Origin of the sequence: Rhizobium sp. CCGE 510 (assembly GCF_000292525.1) — a bacterium.
Lineage (GTDB): Bacteria > Pseudomonadota > Alphaproteobacteria > Rhizobiales > Rhizobiaceae > Rhizobium.
Genome location: NZ_AEYF01000044.1, coordinates 729144 through 746322 on the forward strand (window position 1 = coordinate 729144; position 17179 = coordinate 746322).

Genomic DNA, 17179 nt, shown 5'->3' on the forward strand with positions numbered 1-17179 from the left:
CACGCAGCGTCCCTTAACGGCCCGGCAGCACCCGGTTCGGCGGCCTGTGGCCGTCGATGAAGGCGCGAATATTGATGATGACCTTGTCGCCCATATCGATGCGGCCTTCGATCGTCGCCGAACTCATATGCGGCAGCAGCACGACCTTGCCCTCATTGGCGAGCTTGACGAGCTTCGGGTTAACGGCGGGCTCGTTTTCGAAGACGTCGAGGCCGGCGCCGGCGATCCGACCCTCCCTCAGAGACTTGATCAGCGCAGCTTCGTCGACGACGTCCCCGCGCGCGGTGTTGACGAGATAGGCTGTCGGCTGCAGCAGCGCCAGCCGGCGGGCCGAGATCAGGTGGAAGGTCGCCGGCGTCGATGGGCAATTGACCGAAACGATGTCGACGCGGGCGAGCATCTGGTCGAGGCTTTCCCAATAGGTCGCCTCCAACTCGTCCTCGACGGCCGGATTGACGCGTTTGCGGTTGTGATAATGGATCGACAGACCGAAAGCCTTGGCGCGGCGGGCCACCGCCGTGCCGATGCGCCCCATGCCGACAATGCCGATGCGTTTGCCGTGAATGCGCCGGCCGAGCATCCAGGTGGGAGACCAGCCGGCCCATTCGCCGGGCTTGTCGGTCAGCACCCGTGCGCCTTCGCCGAGCCTTCTCGGAACCGCCAGAATGAGCGCCATGGTCATATCGGCGGTATCCTCGGTCAGGACGTTCGGGGTGTTGGTGACGGTGATGCCCTTGCGCGCCGCCGCCTCGACGTCGATGTGATCGGTGCCGTTGGAGAAGCTGGCAATCAGCTTCATCTGCGGTCCCGCCTGATCGATCAGCGCCGCGTCGATGCGATCGGTGACGGTCGGGACCAGCACGTCGGCGGTCTTGACCGCGGCGACAAGCTCGGGAACGGAACGCGGCGCGTCGTCAATATTCAGCTCGGCGTCGAAGAGTTCCCGCATGCGGGTTTCGACGGCATCGGGCAGCTTGCGGGTGATGTAGACCTTCGGTTTTTCTTCGCTGTCATGGTTGGCTGTGGTGCCTTGTTCAGAGGTCTTTAACCAAGAGGGGTGATAATTTTCCCATCCGGGCATTTTCTACCAGACCCGCACGCGAAGACAAACAAAACTCGCGGTGCAGCCGGGGAATGTCAGAGCCCGGACCGCGAACAGGCCGGGCCTGCCCGCGAATTCGAGCAAACGGAAACTTCCATGCGCAGCAAAGTCCTGAAGTCCTGCCTCGCCCTTGCCATCGCTCTGGCCGCATCCATGGGAACAGCTGAATTTGCCCATGCGCAGGCCGCCAAGGGTCCAAGCGGACTGCCATTGCCGCGTTTCGTCACGCTGAAATCCAAGCGCGTCAACCTGCGCATCGGCCCGGGAACGGATTATGCCGTTTCGTGGATGTACCTGAAATCCGGCTTGCCGGTGGAGATCATCCAGGAATACGACAACTGGCGCCGCATCCGCGATGCCGACGGCACCGAAGGCTGGGTCAACCAGTCGCTGCTGTCAGGCCAGCGTGCGGCGATCGCCGCCCCATGGATGAAGACGAAGGGTAAGGGCGTCTTTGTCAATCTGCGCCGCGAGGCGCAGCCCTCCGCATCGATCGTCGCCAAGCTGGAACCCGGCGTAATGGTGACGATCGGCGAATGCAACGGCGACTGGTGCCGCGCCGAAACCGACGGCGCCTCCGGCTGGGTGGCGCAGTCGGAGATCTGGGGCGCCTATCCCGGCGAAGCCTTCAAATAAGCCCTGCCTGCTTGGCGGCCTCGGACAGCGAGGTCATCGGGCGCGGGCCGATCTGCTGGATAACGATGCCGGCGGCGAGGCAACCGAGCTTGCCGCAATCCTCCAGAGAGCGTCCCTGCGTGTAGCCGTAGAGGAAGCCGGAGGCGAAGAGATCGCCGGCACCCGTCGTATCGACAACTTCCCTGATCCTGATCGCATCGACGTAATAACGCTCGCGGCCCTTCAAAATGACGGCGCCGTCCTCGCTCATCGTCACGGCGGCGATCTTGCAATCGGCGGCGATGCTGTTCAGCGCCTCTTCGAAATCGTCGGTTTCGTAGAGCGACAGCGCTTCCTGGCGATTGGCGAAGACGATATCGATCTTGCCGGAGCGCATCAGATCGAGGAATTCACCGCGATAGCGGCCGACGCAGAAGCTGTCGGACAGCGTCATCGACACTTCCCGGCCGTTTTCATGGGCGATGCGGGCACAATCGAGGATCGCTTCCTTGGCGCGTGGCGGATCCCAGAGATAACCTTCGAAATAGGTGACCTTGGCGTCGGCCACGACGTCGGTCTCGACATCCTCAGGCCCGAGTTCGACGCAAGCGCCGAGATAGGTGTTCATCGAACGCTCGCCATCCTCGGTAACGAAGATCATTGAACGCGCCGTCGGCGGGAAGGTGCCCTTGGGCCGGGTCTGGTAGTGAACGCCCTGGGCGCGGATGTCGTGGGTGAAGATGTCACCCAACTGATCTGCGGCGACATTGCCGAAATAGGCTGCCTTGCCACCGAGGTTAGCCACGCCTGCGGCGGTGTTGCCGGCACTGCCGCCGGAGGCTTCGAGCGCCGGTCCCATGCGCGAATACAAGAGTTCGGCGCGCTCGGCATCGATGAGGTTCATCGCCGCCTTGGTGATCTGGTTGTCAATGAGGAACTGGTCGTCGCAACGGGCAATGATATCCACGATTGCGTTGCCGACTGTCAGAACATCGAATCTTGTCATGAAATGGGGAGTCCCGGATTTGTGATAGCCGGGGTTCGGTCTTAGCGAAATTTCTGCAGTTTGGAAGGATAAATGGTGGATGGCGTCGCTATTTCTTCGCAAATCTGCCGCTTATTCGTCATGCCCATGTCATCTTCAAAATCTAGAAATAGTCGCAAGAAGACCGGCATGAGCAGCTTTCAGTTGCAGTCGGGCGCACGAGGGATGATCCCTTCGATCTTACCGGCGTGATGCTGACCACGGATGAACTGGCAGCATTGCGATCCGGATATCCGGCAAGACCGGAGCGGAAAAGCGGGCTCTGCCCGCTTTTTTTGCTTTGCGGATGCGGCCGGATTGGCGATTGGCTTTCAATCCTCAGACGCGCAGGACTGTAGAACTTTGAATTGCTGGATAATTTTCTCCTTAAACTGATTCCGATTCGAGGAATTATGCAGTAGAGGTTGATACTCCCCCCGCGCAAAGCAGCCTCCCTTATGTCAGCCATCATTCTCGACGTTCTTCCCATCTTCATCCTGATCCTCATCGGCTGGGTGATCGTCCGCAGCGGCTTGATGGCATCGAATGTCGGAGAAGCGCTCAGCGAATTCGTCTTCAAGATCGCTGTGCCGCTGCTGCTCTTCCGCACCATCGCCGAGGCCGATTTTCATGGCGCCTCGCCTTTCCGGCTATGGATCGTCTATTTCTCAGGCGTTGCCATCACCTGGGCGACCGGCCATATCGCCGCCACGCGCCTCTTCGGCCGCGACGAACGGATCGGCGTGCTGGCCGGCGTTTCCTCCGCCTTCGCCAACAATATCTTCATCGGCCTGCCGCTGGTCGAGCGGACTGTCGGCGACGAGGGGCTGGTGGCTCTGTCGATCCTGCTTGCCGTGCATCTGCCGGTGATGATGGTCGCCGGCACGGTGCTGATGGAGCGTGCCGAGCGCAAGATCGCCGGCAAAAGCGATCGCAGCATGGCGCTCGTGCTTCGCCAGATCGCCGTCAATCTCGTGCGCAATCCGCTGGTGATCGGGCTTGCGGCCGGCATGGCCATGCATCTTTCCGGTCTCACCATGCCTGTAACCCTGGCAACGGTCGTCAAGCAGATCGCCGGCATTGCCGGTCCGGCGGCGCTGATCTCGCTCGGCATGGCGCTGGAGAAATACGGGATTTCCGGCAATCTCGGCATCGCCAGTGTCACGTCGAGCTTGAAGCTGCTGATGCTGCCGGCCTGTGTGTGGGCGGCAAGCCGTCTACTCGGGCTCAGCCCCGAATGGACGGCGGCGATCGTGCTGACGTCCTCGGTGCCGACAGGCGTCAACGCCTGGCTGATCGCCAACCGATTCGGCGTCGGTCATAGCATCGCGGCCTCGACGATTACGGTGACGACGGCGCTCGGCGCCATCACGGTGTCGCTCTGGGCCTATTTCCTGGGTGCCTGAAAAACTCTTTGCACAACAAAAAGCCCGGCTTCGCGGGCCGGGCTTCTATGACATGCGATTATTCCGTCCGCGTCACTGCGTCGCTGTCGGCAGCGGCGCCGGCGAATCGGCGAGCGTGTGCAGGTAGAGGATAACGTTGGCGCGATCCTGATCCTTCGGCAGACCGGCAAAGCCCATCGCGGTGCCAGGAACATCCTTCTTCGGCGCCATCAGGAACTTGTTGAGAAATTCGAAGGTCCACTTCTCGCTGCTACCCTTGGAGAAATCCTTCATGGCAGCGGAATAGGCAAAGCCTTCATGCGAGGCGATCGGGCGATCTACGACACCAAAGAGGTTGGGACCGACCTTGTTCGGTCCCCCTTTGGTGCCGTCATGACAGGCCTGACACTTCTTGAAGACCGTTTCACCAGCCTTGGCATCGGCAGAAGCGAGCAATTGCGCGATCGGAACGGCAGCAGCGGCAGGCGCAGCTTCGCCACCGGCGGCGGGCGCCTCTTCGGCAACGATCGCGAAACCTTCCTTTTCCGGCGCTTCGGAATGGAAGATCCCTTCGGACGCGATGGAGACCGACATCAGAACGAAAATCGTTCCGAGCAGCGCCCCAACGGCCGTATTGACGTATGAATTCATCTGCAATGCTCCCCTTGCAGCCGGCAGACCATAACCCGACCATCTTGAAATCGCGCGGAACCTATGTCTTTTGGCTGATCGTTGCAACTGTCTAAATGGTCTTGTGCGTGAGACTTTTTGACACTTTTCAGCCCGGAATAGAAGGCCCGACCAATGAGTGATTCAAATTTAGATGACGTGCTTGTATTGATCCCGGCGCGCATGGCCTCGACCCGGCTTCCGGGCAAGCCGCTTGCCGATATTTGCGGGCTGCCGATGATCGTCCAGGTGGCGATGCGCGCCAGGGAGGCGGCCATCGGCCGCGTCGTCGTCGCCGTCGACGACATCAGGGTGTTCGATGCCGTTTCTGCCGCCGGCTTCGAAGTCGTCATGACCAGCAGCGATCATCAATCGGGTTCCGATCGGATCTTCGAGGCGCTGAAGAAAGTCGATCCTGCCGGCAAGGCGAAATTCATCGTCAACGTCCAGGGCGATCTGCCGACGATCGATCCGGAAACCGTGCGCGCGGCTTTACGCCCTCTCGAGGACGAGGCGGTCGATATCGGCACGCTGACGACGGAAATCGACAATGAAGCGGATAAAACCGCGCCGCACATCGTCAAGGTTGTCGGCTCGCCCGTTTCCGACACCCGACTGCGCGGGCTCTATTTCACGCGTGCGACCGCACCTTACGGCAAGGGTCCGCTCTACCACCATATCGGCCTTTACGCCTATCGGCGCGCAGCGCTGGAACGCTTCGTCTCGCTCGGGCCTTCAACGCTCGAAAGACGCGAATCGCTGGAGCAGCTGCGGGCGCTGGAGGCGGGCATGCGCATCGACGTCGAGATCGTTGACACGGTTCCGCTCGGTGTCGATACTCCCGCCGACCTCGAAATAGCGCGGCGCATCCTCTCCGCCAGAACAGGATGATTTTAGGCTCGGTTGGCCTAAAATCTGAATCCTGTTCTCAATTAAAGAGTTAGAGCATGATGTCGTCCGAAAACCGCTCACACTTTTCGGCATCATGCTCTAAGTCGAACTGACGGAACCATCATGAACATCAAGACCAACAAGATCGCCTTCCAGGGCGAATTCGGCGCCAATTCCGACATGGCCAGCCGGGACATGTTTCCGACCATGGAGCCGCTGCCCTGCCAGACCTTCGAGGATGCGTTCACGGCGGTCGACAACGGCGACGCCGATATCGGAATGATCCCGATCGAGAACACCATCGCCGGGCGCGTCGCCGACATCCACCATCTGCTGCCTGAATCGCGTCTGCACATCATCGGCGAATATTTCATGCCGATCCGCTTCCAGCTGATGGTGCTGCCGGGGGTGACCAAGGACGAGATCCGCACCGTGCACAGCCATATTCACGCGCTCGGCCAGTGCCGTAAGATCGTTCGCGCCAATGGCTGGAAGCCTGTCATCGCCGGCGATACGGCAGGCGCCGCAAAGCTGGTGAAGGAAACCGGCGACCGCTCGATGGCCGCCCTGGCACCGCGGCTAGCCGCCGATCTCTACGGGCTCGAGATCATTGCCGAAAATGTCGAGGATACCGAAAACAACGTCACCCGCTTCGTCGTGCTGTCGCGCGACGAAGAATGGGCGCAACGGACTTCGGCGGACGAAAAGGTCGTCACCACCTTCGTCTTCAACGTTCGCAACATTCCGGCCGCGCTCTACAAGGCGCTCGGCGGTTTTGCCACCAACACTATCAACATGACCAAGCTGGAAAGTTATCAGCTCGGCGGAAGATTCGTGGCAACGCAGTTCTACGCCGATATCGAGGGCCATCCGAACGATCCGAACGTGCGGCGGGCATTGGAAGAATTGCGGTTCTTCTCCGAAAAGGTGCGCATCCTCGGCGTCTACAAGGGGCATGCGATGCGAGGGCTGCTTTAGTTCTTGGCATATCGCCCGGAACCACCTTCCGGGCGACAGGCATGAGGCCTCACATATCAGCCATTATTTATCCGGCTCACAAACACGCAGGCGATGACCATCCGGATCGAGCACGACGAAGGTCGGGCCGAAGTCCAGTTCGGTCAATTCCTGAGCGATCGGCAAGCCGCGCTTGCGCCAGTCCTCATAATGGTTGGCGACGGCATTTTCCCCCGCAACCATGAAGGCCACCTCGCCGCGATTGCCGATGGCGGAGGGCTGCGGCTCAACCTTGCTGCGCCGCCAAAGGCCGAGGGTGAAGCCACCGTCGAGCGGAAAGGCGACGAAATTCGGTGCTTCCACGGCCGGTTCGCGGTTCAGGAGGCTCCGGTAGAAGCCGGCGCTTTCGCCGGGGTCCTTGACGTAGAGGATAATCAGATTGGGGCTGGCCATTTCGGTTCTCCCGTTTATGTGAAATGGTGAAGGCGAGGCCCCGCTGCTGCCAATGGATGGCAGCAGGATGGGGAGGCTCGGCGACTGCCGCGCCTCGTTTCCGTCGGGCCGAAGGTCAATGGTGATGCAGTAATTTACAGCGGAAAACGATCCTCGCGGCGCGGGCCGCGCCCATCCAGGAAGCCGAGATCGCGCTTCAAGGAATCCGGTGTCGATTCAAGATCGAGTTTCGGACGGTTTCCCCTGGGATTCTGGAGAAGGCCCATGACCAGCCGCAGCAAGCCGGAGCGCGCCGATTGGCGGACGTCGGCAAAAGTTTCGGCCGAAATCACATCGGCAAATGTCTCAGCTGTAAAACGCTCGTTGGCGAAATGAATGGCGGGAGGCGTTGCCATGATCAGTACTCCTTCCTGGTGCATTGGTACTGATTATAACCTCGACTGCTGACAGTTTATGGCAGCAGCGTTTCAGTTCTCGAGCGGGACGTCCTGCTCGCGCCATTCCTTGAGAAGCACCGTGCGGCGACGCGGATAACGCACCTCATGCAGCGTCATGTCGATGATGCGGTCGGTGCGGAAATGGCGGAAGTCCTGCCGCAGTTCGCACCAGGCCATGAGGACGCGGACATGCTCGAAATAGCCGAGCGCAAAAGGCCAGACGCGGCGGCGGGAAATTCGGCCCTGCTCGTCGCCGTAATGCAGTTCGAGGATACGCTCCAGGCGGATCGCCCTGCGGATGGCCGAGACATCCGCCTTGTCTTCATCACGGCGTTTGGGACCGACGAAAAGGGCTGCCGAATCGATCATCTCCCGCAGATCGGCCGGCAGCACCGCAGCAATCTTGGCGAGCGCATCGGCGCCGGCGCCGGCCAGGCGCGGTTCGGCGGCGCGGGCGACCCAGCGCGAGCCGAGCACCAGTGCCTCCAGCTCCTCTTCCGAAAACATCATCGGCGGCAGCATGAAGCCCGGCTTCAGCACGTAGCCGATGCCGGCTTCGCCTTCGATCATCGCGCCCTGGGCCTGCAGGCTGGCAATATCGCGGTAGAGCGTGCGCAGGCTGACGCCGGTCTCCGCAGCAAGCACGATGCCGGTCACCGGCCGCCGGTAACGCCGAAGCGTCTGGAGCAGCGTCAGCAGCCGTTCCGAGCGGGCGACCGGCATGGCGTTACCGCTTCCACTCCACCCAATCGCGCATCAGGCGGTGGGCGATCGCCCCTTTCGGCGGAGAGGCCTTGCCTGTCGCGCTCGGGCGTTCCAGCATCTCGATCGTTTCCTCGCGGGTGAACCAGCGGCAATCCTCCAGTTCCGTCTCGTCGCGGGTGATTTCGGTGGATTTGGCCTCGGCGTAACAGCCGATCATCAGCGAATGCGGCATCGGCCAGGGCTGCGAGGCGTGGTAGCGGATGCGGCCGGTGCGGATGCCCGATTCCTCCAGCGTCTCGCGGCGCACGGCGTTCTCGATGGTCTCACCGGGTTCGAGGAAGCCGGCAAGACAGGAATACATGCCGGGCGCGAAATGCGGACTGCGGCCAAGCAGGCAAAGGTCGCGGCTCTCATCGATCGTCAGCATGATGACGACCGGGTCGGTGCGGGGGAAAATCATGTGCTCGCAGGCGGCGCAGACCCGCTTGTAGCCGCCGATGTGGACCTCCATCGCCGAGCCGCAGCGGCCGCAGAAGCGGTTGTCGCCATTCCAGCGGATGAGGCTGGCGGCCTGGGCGAATTCACCGAGCAGCACCTCGTCGATCAGCATTTCGCGAAACAAAGTGCGGCCGTCAGCAGGCTTGTACTGGCTGGTGAGATCGTCGACGTCGATGCCGACGGGAACCGCAAGGCGCGGCTCGCCTGATTTGCGGTAGCCGAGAAGCACCGTCTCGTCCCAATTCGGCCGAAGCTCCTGCAGTTCGTAGCGGGCAAACAGCGGATCGAGCACCTGGCCGTCATGCTTCAGCACCAGCTTGTCGCCGGCGAACGCGAAGATATGCGTGCCTTCCTTGGCCAGCGCCTTTTCGACGGAGCGTTCGTCGCGATGTTCGGAATCGCGATTGAGGTCGTTGGCGGCAAAAGCCGTGAGATTGCTAGGTTCCGGATGCGGCACATCCGAATCGAAAAGCGAATGACTCATGATGAAAGGGCTTCCCGCAGCTTCGCTATGAATTCGTCTCTCTTTGCGTCTTCGTAAGGCTCCGCGCGTCCGAAGCCCCAGACGGGACCCGGCCAGTTGGCATCGCCTTCGAAGCGGGCAATGACATGAACATGAAGCTGGCGGACGATATTGCCAAGAGCCCCGATATTGATTTTTGCAGCACCAGTGATCTGATTCAGCGCCGTGGCCGTGAGCTCGGTCTCGAAGGCAAGCAGCACCTGGTCGAGCGGCGTCAGCTCGAAGATTTCGGTGATGCCTGCCCGGCGCGGCACCAGAATGAGCCAGGGCCAGCGGGCATCCCTCGACAATCTGAGATCACAGAGGCCGGTGACCATGATGCTGGTGCTGTCGTTTTCCAGCCGGGGGTCGAGCACGAAACCGTTCAAAGGGCATTCCTCCCATGTTTTCCAACGACTAGCAGTTTTTTCGCATGTTGGCTTGCTTTTGATGACGATATTGCCGATATGTGCATTCGGGAGGTTGGTGGTGGACGAGCCACTCGCCAACCGGGTCAGGTCCGGAAGGAAGCAGCCCTAACGAGCCCGGCACGGGTCATCGTGCCAGCCTCCCACCTTCTCTCCACGAAGTGCCCGACGATCCGGGCGACAAGCAGGGCGATGAGCGACACCGAGCGACAATCAAAAGATGCCGCCTCGACGGGCACCGGATACCGGGTGCTGGCTCGCAAATACCGCCCCAAGGATTTCACGGACCTGATGGTCGGCCAGGAGCCGATGGTCCGCACCCTGACCAACGCCTTCGAAACCGGCCGCATCGCCCAGGCCTACATGCTGACCGGCGTGCGCGGCGTCGGCAAGACGACGACGGCGCGCATCCTGGCGCGAGCGCTGAATTACAAGACAGCCGATATCGACAAGCCGACGATCGACCTTCGCACGCCCGGCGAGCACTGCCAGGCGATCATGGAAGGCCGGCATGTCGACGTGATCGAGATGGATGCCGCCTCCCATACCGGCATCGACGATATAAGAGAGATCATCGAGCAGGTGCGCTACCGGCCGGTTTCGGCGCGCTACAAGGTCTACATCATCGACGAAGTGCACATGCTGTCGACGCAGGCCTTCAACGGCCTCTTGAAGACGCTGGAAGAGCCGCCGGAGCATGTGAAGTTCATCTTCGCCACGACCGAGATCCGCAAGGTGCCGATCACCGTGCTGTCACGCTGCCAGCGCTTCGACCTGCGCCGCATCAGCGCGTCGGATCTCGTCGGGCTGTTTTCGACGATCGCCGCCAAGGAAGGCATCGAGGCGGAACCGGACGCGCTGGCAATGATCGCACGTGCCGCCGAAGGCTCGGCGCGCGACGGGCTGTCGCTGCTCGACCAGGCGATCGCCCATGGTGCCGGTGCCGTGCAGGCGGAAGCCGTGCGCGGGATGCTCGGTCTTGCCGACCGCGCCCGGATCGTCGATCTCTTCCAGCATGTCGTCCAGGGCGACGTGGCCGCCGCCCTCGGCGAATTCCAGAGCCAATACGAGGCCGGCGCCAATCCGGTGGTGGTGCTGACCGATCTTGCCGATTTCACCCATCTGGTGACGCGGCTGAAATATGTGCCGGATGCGGCAAACGACCCCTCGCTCAGCGAAGTCGAGCGCACCAAGGCGGCGGAATTCGCCAAGGGCGTTGCGGTCACGACGCTGTCGCGCATCTGGCAGATGCTGCTGAAGGGCATTCCGGAAACGGAGGGCTCGTCGCGCACGGCGGGTGCGGCCGAAATGGTGCTGATCCGGCTGGCGCATGCGGCACATCTGCCGGCGCCCGAAGACGCGGCGCGGCGGCTTGCCGAATTTTCCGGCGACAATGCCGGCCCGCGGCCCGCCTCCCCGCCCTCCGGCAGTGGCGGCGGCAACGGCACGCGGGTTCCCTATCAAAGCGGTGTCGCGGCACGCGCGCCGGAAATTGCACCGAGCAAGCCGCAGGCGTCCGCGCCGGTGGCAATGCTGCGTGCGGTACCGAGCAGCCAGCCCGAGACGATGGCTGTCGGCCGGATCGAGACGAAACCGGCTGAGACACCGAAGCCGCTCGTCCAGGTCAATTCGGTCAGCGATATCGTCGATCTGGCCGCCGAGAAGCGCGACCCAAAGCTGAAGGCGATGGTGCGCACCTTCGTGCGCCCGGTCCGGATCGAGCCCGGCCGCCTTGACGTCAGCCTGACCGAGGGTGCGCCGACGACGCTGCTCAACGAGCTTGCCGTCAAGCTGAAGGAATGGACCGGCATCCACTGGATCGTCAGCCTCAGCCGCGAAGAGGGCAAGCCGACGCTGGTGGAAGCCGAGGCCAGGACCCGGGAACAGCATGTCATCGACGCCCGTCAGGACCCCGACGTGGCAGCGATCCTGGCGCATTTTCCCGGCGCGAAAATCATCGACGTGCGCGTGCGGGCGCCCGAACCGGACGAGGAAGGCGAGGCAACGCCGCCGGCCGCCGCCGAATCCGATGAAGGCGACATTCTGCCTGGCGACGACATAGAGTTCTAGAGTTTCAACAAGGAGCAAGACGATGCGCGACATCATGGGCATGATGGGCAAAGTCAAGGAAATGCAGGCCAAGATGGAGCAGATGCAGGCGGAGATCGCCGAGCTCACGGCCGAAGGCAAGGCCGGCGGCGGCCTCGTCACCGTGCTCATCTCGGGCAAGGGCGAGCTGAAGAGCCTGAAGATCGACCCTTCGCTGTTCAAGGAAGACGATGTCGAGATCCTCGAGGACCTGATCGTCGCTGCCCACAAGGACGCCAAGGACAAGGCCGAAGCGCTCGCCGCCGAAAAGACCAAGGCGCTGACCGCCGGCCTGCCGATCCCCCCGGGATTCAAGCTGCCGTTCTGATCGAGCCGCTAAACAAAGACGTCGCGCCTATGCCCGCTACTCAGTGGGCCTCCAACATCGCTCGCAATTTGTAGTGAATCGGTGCTGCGAGATATCTCGCTCGATCCACCTCCGAAAGCCGTCGCCCGAAGGTTTCCATCAGCTCCGGCATCCTGACTTTCGCTCCCGCAAACGCTTGATGGTTCACCGGCATTCCGGCCTCGACCACGCCGCCTCGAATGACGCGGCAGTAGATGCCGGGACGGGCGGCGACTGTATAGCGCTTGACGAATTTCGGGTCGGCCATCCTGGCGGCGAAGGTGGCGCAGGGAATGCGGCATGACGTGACTTCGAGGACGAGATCGCCGGTGGCAAAGCGATCGCCGACGGCGACGTCGCGGTTGTCGAGATCCGAGATCACCATGTTTTCGCCGAAGGTGCCGGGCTCGTAGGGCCGGCCGAGTTCCTTTGCCCACCAATCGAGCGTCAGCGATCCCTCGACATAAACCGCCTGATCGACACCGCCATGGTGTTTGCGGTTGCAGATGGCATCGCCGACGAGGCCTTCAGCATCGACGATCACCGCGCCGTTGACGGCATGTTTGAAGATGCCGGTCTTATAGCTCTTGCCCGGCAGCCTTTCCGGATTGCCGGTACACAGCGCCAAGATTTTCATGGGACGGCCGATCCTTCCGCGATTCCGTTTTCGTGCCATATCAGTTAAGAACGGCGCATGGCAAAACGAGTCACCGGCCCCGAAATCGAAAAACTCATCCAGCTTCTGGCGAAGGTGCCGGGCCTTGGGCCGCGCTCGGCGCGCCGGGCGGCACTGCATCTGATCAAGAAGAAGGATCAGTTGCTGGGGCCGCTGTCGAATGCGATGGGCGAGGCCTATGACAAGGTGAAGATCTGTTCGCGCTGCGGCAATGTCGATACCGTCGATCCGTGCACCGTCTGCACCGACACGCAGCGCGATCAATCCATCATCATCGTCGTCGAAGATGTCTCCGACCTCTGGGCGCTGGAGCGGGCAGGCGCGATGAACGCCGCCTACCATGTGCTCGGCGGCACGCTGTCGCCGCTCGACGGGATCGGCCCCGACGATCTGAATATTCGCGGGCTGATCGACCGGCTCGGCGAAGGCGGCATTCGCGAACTGATCATCGCCGTCAATGCCACCGTCGAAGGGCAGACGACGGCGCATTACATTACCGACCAGCTGCAGGGGCTCGAGGTGAAGATCACCCGCCTGGCGCACGGCGTGCCGGTCGGCGGCGAACTCGACTATCTCGACGAGGGCACGCTGGCGGCGGCGCTGCGGGCGCGAACGGTGATATGAGGGATTTGCATATGTTGAAAGAGACCCCCCTCTGCCCTGCCGGGCATCTCCCCCACAAGGGGGGAGATCGGCAAGATGCATCGGTTCCGAGAAATCTTGATCGCGAGCCAAGCGGCGCCGGTCTCCTGCGGCGCTTGATTGGGACAACAGGGTGCCCCCAGCCGGTCTCCCCCCTTGTGGGGGAGATGTCCGGCAGGACAGAGGGGGGTGCTCCGCGACGGCTATGGACGATCGCACTCGCTGCAATGGCCGCTCTCCTCCCGCTCCCCGCCCTCGCCGCCCCCTCGAAGGCCGATGTCGAGGCGCAGTTCGAGACGTGGGTGCAGAAGGACCTCTGGCCCGAGGCCAAGGCGAACGGCATTTCGCAGAAGACCTTTCAGGCCGCTTTCTCCGGCATTGGGCTGAATTGGAACTTGCCCGATCTCGCGCCGCCCGGTTTTCCGCCGCCGAAGGAGCAGAAGCAGACGCAGGCGGAATTTTCCTCGCCCGGTCCCTATTTCAACGAGGACCATCTGAAGAGGCTTGCCGCAACGGGGCGCGGCTTTGCCGCGCAATACGGCTCAACGCTGAAGCGGATCGAGAAGACCTATGGGGTGCCGGGCTCGATCGTGCTGGCCATCTGGGGCCGGGAGACCGGATTCGGCGCGGCGAAGATTCCGAATTCGGCGATCGAGGTGCTGGCGACCAAGGCTTTCATGTCGACGCGCAAGGAGATGTTCCGCACCGAACTGGTGGCGGCGCTGCATATTCTCGACGGCGGCGACGTGACGCCCGCCGATTTCAAGGGTTCGTCGGCCGGCGCACTCGGCCAGCCGCAGTTCATGCCGACGAGTTATCTGAAATATGCGGTCGATTTCGACGGCGACGGCCATCGCAACATCTGGACCTCGGTGCCGGATACGCTCGCCTCGATCGCCAATTTCCTGGTCAAAAAGGGCTGGCAGCGCGACCGCGACTGGGGCTTCGAGGTGTCGATACCGGAGGCGGTCTCCTGCGCGCAGGAAGGGCCGGATCTCGCAAAGCCGCTGTCGCACTGGGCTTCGCTCGGCATCGACCGCATCTCCGGCAAGGGTTTTCCCGCCGGCGAGATGAAGGCTGAGGGCATGATGCTGGTGCCGGCCGGCCGCGACGGGCCGGAATTCGTCGTCACGCCGAATTTCTACATCATCAAGGAATATAATAATTCCGATCTCTACGCGCTTTACATCGGCAATCTCGCCGACCGGATCGCCGACAATGGCGGCCCCTTCCAAGGCCGATGGGGCGATGTCGGCAAGATGCTGCGCTCTGATGTCGCCGCCATGCAGAAGGCGCTGGAGCGGCAGGGCTACGATGTCGGCGGCTCCGACGGTCTGCCGGGTTACAAGACCCGGCGGTCGATCGGCCAGTGGCAGGCAAAAAACGGCATGAAGCCGACCTGTTTTCCCGAAGCGACGATGAAGGGCAAGCTGAAGTAATCCGCTTCAGAGCGTGCGCTTCAGCCCTTCGTGACTGGCGACAAAACCGAGCTTCTCATAGAAGCGGATCGAATCTGCCCGCGTTTTGTCCGATGTCAGCTGCACGAGGCCGCAGCCGCGCTCGGCGCATTGGGCGATCGCCCATTCGATCAATTCCGCGCCGAGGCCCGAGCCGCGACGATCGCTTGCGACACGCACACTTTCGATCTGCCCGCGCCACATGCCTGTCCTCGACAGGCCAGGAATAAAACTCAGCTGCAGGCAGCCGACGACCCGATCGGCCGCATCGATTGCAACGGCCAAAAGCTGATTGGCATCCGCCTCGATCGCGGCAAAGGCCGAGAGATAACGCGCATCGACGGGATTGGCGATGACCTCCCTGGTGCCGCCAAGATCGTCGTCGGCCAGGAGCCGGACGATGGCGGCGAGATCGGATTGGCGGGCGAGCCTGAAACCGTGCATGGCTATTCTCAATGATGCAGATCGATCGGCGCCTTGTGGAAGACATCGTCACCCGGCGGGATCGCCTGGCGTTCGATCATCCGGTGAACATGGAGCGGGCCTTCGCCGCGGTGAAGCGCCCGAAGCCTGTCGGTGTTTTCGGCATCGGCCTGGGTGCGCCGCTGGTTGTGTCTGATGTATTCGACCCAGGTCGGCGTATGGTAGGTTTCCGTCCACAGTCCGGGATTTTCGAGATCGCGCATCAGCGCCCAGTTGCGGGCGCCGTCACGGATGCGGATACGGCGGCGTTCGCCCATCAACTCCATGAATTCGGCAAGGTCGTCATCTCCGATCTCGTAATCGACCTGGATGACGATGGGGCCGCTACGCGGCGTGATGTCGAGACTGAGGGCCGGTTCGGTGAAGCGGTTCAGCGGATCGAGGTTGAGCGAGGCGAAGGCCGGCATCGAAAACCGCAGGCCGGCCACGATGCCGAGCAGCATGATGGCTGATGACATCAGCAGCGCGTCGGCGACACCGTAGCGATCGGCGGCAACACCCCACAGCCAGCTGCCGCCGGCGATGCCGCCGAAAGTGACGGTCTGGTAGAGCGACAGCGCGCGGCCGACCACCCAGCGCGGCGTCGACAGCTGAACGATGGTATTAAAGAGAGAAAGTGCGGAGACCCAGCAGGCGCCGGAGACGAGCAGCCCGGCAGAGGTGAGGACAGCGCTTGGGCTGAAGGCGGCGATGACGGCGCTCAGTGCGAAGCCGGCGAAAGACAGGCGGATGATCATCTCGCTGGAAAGCACCTGGCGCAGCCGCGCATTCAGCACCGCGCCGCCGATCGCGCCGATGCCGAAGGCGCCGAGCATGAAACCATAGGTCAACGGGCCGCCGCCGACGAGATCGAGCGCGACGATCGGCAGCAGCGCCAGGATCGAGCTGGCGCCGGTGCCGAAGAGCAGTCCCCTGAGGAGAACCTTTTCGAGGTTCGGCGACATCGAGACATAACGCAGGCCGGCGAAGATGGCGCTGCCGAGCGCCTCCCGCGGCAGGGTCGAGGCCGGTGTGCCTGGGCGCCAGCGCAGCAGGGCATAGATCAAAGCGAGGTAGCTCACGGTGTTCACCGCGAAAGCTGCAGCGGCGCCCGCCGCGGCGACGATGACGCCGCCAATCGCCGGGCCGACGCTGCGGGTAATGTTGAAACCCATGCTGTTCAGCGTGACGGCGCCCGGCAGATCGGCGCGCGGCACCATGTCGCCGACCGAGGCCTGCCAGGAGGGATTGTTGAGTGCAGTGCCGCAGCCGATCAGGAAGGTGAAGAACAGCAGCAGCCAGGGAGTGATCCAGCCGAGAAGGGCGAAGATCGTCAGCAGGGCCGAGACCGTCAGCATCATGCATTGCGCGGTCAGCATGACCCGCCGGCGGTCGTAATTGTCGGCGAGCGCACCCGATATCAGCGAAAACAGCATGATCGGCAGCGCCGTCGAGGTCTGCACCAGCGCGACCATATCCTCCGAGGAGGTGATCGTCGTCATCATCCAGGCAGCACCCACCGCCTGGATCAGGCCGCCGAAATTCGAGGACAGGCTGGCGAACCAGATGGCGCGGTAGGTATCGTGCCGCAGTGGCGCCAATGTCGACGAAGTGTAGGCCACGATTTCTCCGCTTTTGTTATTGCGCCGCAACGGCAATATATGCGCAAGATCGGCGCTGGCCATAGGCCCCGCCGACGTCGCCCGACACCAATTGGCGGAATCGGTCGCAGACCTTGCAATTTCGGAAAAACCCGACTATATGGCTCTCAAATTCTTGATCGCTTGATGAAGAGTGGGCCGCAAGGACCCGCTCTTTTTTATTAACGCGATCCCTAAAAAG

The 17179-nt window shown here is 62.3% G+C and carries 19 protein-coding genes and 1 other RNA gene; 9 read left to right on the top strand and 11 right to left on the bottom strand.

Annotation, left to right across the window (positions count from 1 at the left end; all coding sequences use genetic code 11):
* Nucleotides 1-13: 13 nt before the first annotated feature.
* Nucleotides 14-1081 carry a D-glycerate dehydrogenase gene (locus RCCGE510_RS23640; RefSeq protein ID WP_007634149.1) on the bottom strand — a complete coding sequence of 356 codons (1068 nt, stop codon included), beginning with the start codon at nt 1079-1081 and terminating at the stop codon, nt 14-16.
* A 117-nt stretch (nt 1082-1198) separates the two neighbouring features.
* Here RCCGE510_RS23640 and RCCGE510_RS23645 point away from each other — a divergent pair, with 117 nt between their 5' ends.
* A complete protein-coding gene (locus tag RCCGE510_RS23645; protein ID WP_007634150.1) occupies nt 1199-1738 on the top strand; it encodes an SH3 domain-containing protein in 540 nt (179 codons plus the stop codon).
* Here the strand turns inward: RCCGE510_RS23645 and RCCGE510_RS23650 are convergent.
* Nucleotides 1731-2723 carry an adenosine kinase gene (locus tag RCCGE510_RS23650; RefSeq protein WP_007634151.1) on the bottom strand — a complete coding sequence of 331 codons (993 nt, stop codon included), beginning with the start codon at nt 2721-2723 and terminating at the stop codon, nt 1731-1733. The two genes, RCCGE510_RS23645 and RCCGE510_RS23650, sit on opposite strands and share 8 nt — an antisense overlap.
* 476 nt (nt 2724-3199) lie before the next feature.
* On the opposite strand from RCCGE510_RS23650, the gene RCCGE510_RS23655 reads away from it, so the two are divergent.
* Nucleotides 3200-4147: an AEC family transporter gene (locus RCCGE510_RS23655; protein WP_007634152.1), complete on the top strand. Its 948-nt coding sequence runs from the start codon at nt 3200-3202 to the stop codon at nt 4145-4147.
* A 72-nt stretch (nt 4148-4219) separates the two neighbouring features.
* Here RCCGE510_RS23655 and RCCGE510_RS23660 read toward each other — a convergent pair whose 3' ends face one another.
* Complete coding sequence (locus RCCGE510_RS23660; RefSeq protein WP_007634153.1) at nt 4220-4777, bottom strand: cytochrome c family protein; 558 nt, start codon at nt 4775-4777, stop codon at nt 4220-4222.
* A gap of 153 nt (nt 4778-4930) precedes the next feature.
* Here RCCGE510_RS23660 and RCCGE510_RS23665 point away from each other — a divergent pair, with 153 nt between their 5' ends.
* Both RCCGE510_RS23665 and RCCGE510_RS23670 read left to right on the top strand, forming a co-directional pair.
* Nucleotides 4931-5686, top strand: coding sequence for a 3-deoxy-manno-octulosonate cytidylyltransferase (locus RCCGE510_RS23665; protein WP_007634155.1), 756 nt, complete (start codon nt 4931-4933; stop codon nt 5684-5686).
* 123 nt (nt 5687-5809) lie between these two features.
* Nucleotides 5810-6664 carry a prephenate dehydratase gene (locus RCCGE510_RS23670; RefSeq protein WP_007634156.1) on the top strand — a complete coding sequence of 285 codons (855 nt, stop codon included), beginning with the start codon at nt 5810-5812 and terminating at the stop codon, nt 6662-6664.
* Nucleotides 6665-6727: 63 nt separating this feature from the next.
* Here the strand turns inward: RCCGE510_RS23670 and RCCGE510_RS23675 are convergent, their stop codons facing one another.
* From RCCGE510_RS23675 to RCCGE510_RS23695, 5 genes are all read right to left on the bottom strand, one after another.
* Nucleotides 6728-7096 (bottom strand): VOC family protein, encoded by a 369-nt coding sequence (locus RCCGE510_RS23675; protein WP_007634157.1) that lies wholly within the window; start codon nt 7094-7096, stop codon nt 6728-6730.
* Between the two features lie 134 nt (nt 7097-7230).
* Nucleotides 7231-7491, bottom strand: coding sequence for a hypothetical protein (locus RCCGE510_RS23680; RefSeq protein WP_007634158.1), 261 nt, complete (start codon nt 7489-7491; stop codon nt 7231-7233).
* A gap of 72 nt (nt 7492-7563) precedes the next feature.
* Nucleotides 7564-8256 carry a YafY family protein gene (locus tag RCCGE510_RS23685; RefSeq protein ID WP_007634159.1) on the bottom strand — a complete coding sequence of 231 codons (693 nt, stop codon included), beginning with the start codon at nt 8254-8256 and terminating at the stop codon, nt 7564-7566.
* Between the two features lie 4 nt (nt 8257-8260).
* Nucleotides 8261-9220, bottom strand: a complete 960-nt coding sequence (gene nudC, locus RCCGE510_RS23690) for an NAD(+) diphosphatase (protein ID WP_007634160.1) — start codon at nt 9218-9220, stop codon at nt 8261-8263.
* Nucleotides 9217-9627, bottom strand: a complete 411-nt coding sequence (locus RCCGE510_RS23695; protein WP_007634161.1) for an HIT family protein — start codon at nt 9625-9627, stop codon at nt 9217-9219. Before RCCGE510_RS23695 ends, nudC begins: the two co-directional genes overlap by 4 nt.
* Nucleotides 9628-9716: 89 nt before the next feature.
* On the opposite strand from RCCGE510_RS23695, the gene ffs reads away from it, so the two are divergent.
* The 3 genes from ffs (at nt 9717) to RCCGE510_RS23705 (ending at nt 12082) form a co-directional block, all read left to right on the top strand.
* An RNA gene (gene ffs, locus RCCGE510_RS33700) (signal recognition particle sRNA small type) lies at nt 9717-9813 on the top strand.
* Between the two features lie 45 nt (nt 9814-9858).
* Entirely contained in the window at nt 9859-11736 is a 1878-nt protein-coding gene (locus RCCGE510_RS23700) for a DNA polymerase III subunit gamma/tau (RefSeq protein ID WP_007634162.1), read from the top strand.
* 22 nt (nt 11737-11758) lie between these two features.
* Nucleotides 11759-12082: a YbaB/EbfC family nucleoid-associated protein gene (locus tag RCCGE510_RS23705; RefSeq protein ID WP_007634163.1), complete on the top strand. Its 324-nt coding sequence runs from the start codon at nt 11759-11761 to the stop codon at nt 12080-12082.
* 40 nt (nt 12083-12122) lie between these two features.
* On the opposite strand, the gene RCCGE510_RS23710 is transcribed toward RCCGE510_RS23705, so the two are convergent.
* Nucleotides 12123-12737 carry an MOSC domain-containing protein gene (locus tag RCCGE510_RS23710; RefSeq protein WP_007634164.1) on the bottom strand — a complete coding sequence of 205 codons (615 nt, stop codon included), beginning with the start codon at nt 12735-12737 and terminating at the stop codon, nt 12123-12125.
* Nucleotides 12738-12794: 57 nt separating this feature from the next.
* Here RCCGE510_RS23710 and recR point away from each other — a divergent pair, with 57 nt between their 5' ends.
* Entirely contained in the window at nt 12795-13400 is a 606-nt protein-coding gene (recR, locus tag RCCGE510_RS23715; RefSeq protein WP_007634165.1) for a recombination mediator RecR, read from the top strand.
* A 185-nt stretch (nt 13401-13585) separates the two neighbouring features.
* Complete coding sequence (locus RCCGE510_RS23720) at nt 13586-14857, top strand: lytic murein transglycosylase (RefSeq protein WP_037079485.1); 1272 nt, start codon at nt 13586-13588, stop codon at nt 14855-14857.
* Nucleotides 14858-14863: 6 nt separating this feature from the next.
* Here RCCGE510_RS23720 and RCCGE510_RS23725 read toward each other — a convergent pair whose 3' ends face one another.
* Nucleotides 14864-15319 (bottom strand): GNAT family N-acetyltransferase, encoded by a 456-nt coding sequence (locus RCCGE510_RS23725; RefSeq protein ID WP_007634167.1) that lies wholly within the window; start codon nt 15317-15319, stop codon nt 14864-14866.
* An 8-nt stretch (nt 15320-15327) separates the two neighbouring features.
* Nucleotides 15328-16959: an MFS transporter gene (locus RCCGE510_RS23730; RefSeq protein ID WP_037079569.1), complete on the bottom strand. Its 1632-nt coding sequence runs from the start codon at nt 16957-16959 to the stop codon at nt 15328-15330.
* Between the last annotated feature and the right edge of the window lie 220 nt (nt 16960-17179).